Annotated in this window: 1 protein-coding gene; it reads left to right on the top strand. The window is 71.9% G+C overall.

Annotation, left to right across the window (positions count from 1 at the left end):
- The coding region (locus tag ACFV4K_RS35420) for an amino acid adenylation domain-containing protein (protein ID WP_379280657.1) at nt 1-2,455 on the top strand (2,455 nt) is incomplete at both ends.

The following is a 2,455-nucleotide window of genomic DNA, read 5'->3' on the forward strand; positions in this document are numbered from 1 at the left end:
GCCTTCGGCTTCATCAACACCGCGACGGTCGTCGTCTACGACTCGACCAAGGGCGTCATCGACCGCTTCCGCTCGCTGCCGATGTCCTCGTCCGCGGTGGTCGCCGGGCGCGGCGAGCAGGCGCTCGACGACCTGGTCGGCATGTTCGTCAACACCCTGGTGCTGCGCACCGAGGTGGCCCCGGACCGTTCGTTCCGGGAGCTGCTGGCCCAGGTGCGCGAGACCGACCTGCGCGCCTTCGCGCACGCGGACGTCCCGTTCGAGCGCCTGGTCGAGGTGCTCAGCCCGATGCGCTCGCAGGCCCGCCACCCGCTGTTCCAGGTGGCCCTGGATCTGCAGAACACCACGCAGACCAGCCTCGAGCTGAACGGCCTGACCGCCTCGCGGGTCGAGCTGGACCCGGGCATCGCCAAGTTCGATCTGCAGCTGTCGCTGGTCGAGGACCGCGCGGCGGGTGGGCTGGACGCCGTGTTCACCTACGCCACCGACATTTTCGACGAGGCCACCATCGCGGCCTTCGCCCGTCGCCTGGACGTGGTGCTGGACGCGGTCACCGCCGCCCCGGACCGCCCGGTCGGCGATATCGACCTGCTCACCGACGCCGAGCGCGCGCAGGTGCTGACCGGCTGGAACGACACCGCCCACGACATCCGCTCGGCGCTGCCGGTGGGCGCGTGGGGTGAGACCACCCCCGCGACCCTGGTCGCCCTGTTCGAGTCGCGAGCTCTGACCTGCCCGAACGCCCCGGCAGTCGAATTCGACGGGACGACTCTGTCCTACGGCGAGTTCTCCGGCCGCGTGCACCGCCTGGCCCGCAAGCTGGTCGAGTGCGGCGTCGGCCCGGAATCCCGGGTGGCGCTGGCGATCCGCCGCTCGCACGACCTGCTGGTCGGCATGTACGCGATCCTGGCCGCCGGCGGCGCGTACGTCCCGGTCGACCCGGATCAGCCCGAGCAGCGCACCGACTACGTGCTGGACGCGGCGGGCCCGGTGCTCGTGCTGACCACCGCCCGCGACGGTTTCACCACCGCGCGCGACCTGCCGGTGCTGGCGGTCGACACCCTCGATCTGGCCGGCTACGCCGCGACCCCGCTCACCGACGCCGATCGGCTCGCGCCGCTGCGGGAGTCGAACGCCTGCTACGTCATCTTCACCTCCGGTTCCACCGGCCGCCCCAAGGGCGTGGCGGTGTCGCACGCCGCCGTGGTGAACCGCCTGGTGTGGGGTCAGGACCGCTACCGGCTCACCGCCGACGACGTGGTGCTGCAGAAGACCCCCTTCACCTTCGACGTGTCGGTGTGGGAGTTCTTCTGGCCCTTGCAGATCGGCGCCAAGCTGGTGGTGGCCGCGCCCGACGGTCACCGCGACCCGAAGTACCTGGCCGAGTTGATCATTCGCGCGGGCATCACCCACGCGCACTTCGTGCCGTCCATGATGGCGGTCTTCGTGACCGAGCCGGCCGCGGCGAACTGCACCGGCCTGCGCCAGGTGTTCGCCTCCGGTGAGGGCCTGCCCGTCGGCACCGCCGCCAAGCTGCGCGAGCTGACCGGCGCGCGCCTGCACAACCTGTACGGCCCGACCGAGGCCGCGGTCGAGGTGACCCACCACGAGGTGATCGACACCGACACCACGTTCGTGCCCATGGGCCGCCCGGTCTGGAACACCCAGACCTACGTGCTCGACGGCCGCCTGAACCCGGTCGCGCCGGGTGTCGCCGGTGAGCTCTACCTGGCGGGCGATCAGCTGGCCCGCGGCTACCTGGGCCGCCCGGACCTGTCCGCGGATCGCTTCGTGGCCAACCCCTTCGGGACTGGCGCGCGCATGTACCGCACCGGCGACCTGGTCACCTGGAACGCCGACGGTGAGCTGATCTACCTGGGCCGCACCGATTTCCAGGTGAAGCTGCGCGGTCTGCGCATCGAGCTGGGTGAGATCGAGGCCGCGCTGCTGGCGCAGCCGGGTGTGAACCAGGCGGTCGTGCTGGTCCGTTCGGACCCGCACGCGGGCGATCAGCTGGCGGGCTACCTGCGGCGCGAGCCGGGCCACGCCATCGACCTGGACGCCGTCAAGGCGGCGCTGAGCGGCCTGTTGCCCGCGTACATGATTCCGGCCGCGTTCGTGGTGCTGGACGAGTTCCCGGTCAACGCCTCCGGCAAGCTGGATCGCGCGGCGCTGCCCGCACCGGTCTTCGAGACCGCGGCCTACCGCGCGCCCGAGACCGTGGCCGAGGACGTCGTCGCCGGGGTCTTCGCGGACCTGCTCGGCGTCGACCGGATCGGCGCGAACGACGACTTCTTCGCGCTCGGCGGCAGCTCGCTGCTGGCCGCCCGTGTGGTGGCCCGGGTCGGAGCGGCGCTGGACGCCGAACTGTCGGTGCGCGACCTGTTCGACGCCCCGAGCGTCGCCGGTCTGGCCGCGGTCGCCGAATCCCGTTCGGGCAGCGGCACACTGGTGC

This window comes from Nocardia sp. NPDC059764 (assembly GCF_042732555.1).
Lineage (GTDB): Bacteria > Actinomycetota > Actinomycetes > Mycobacteriales > Mycobacteriaceae > Nocardia.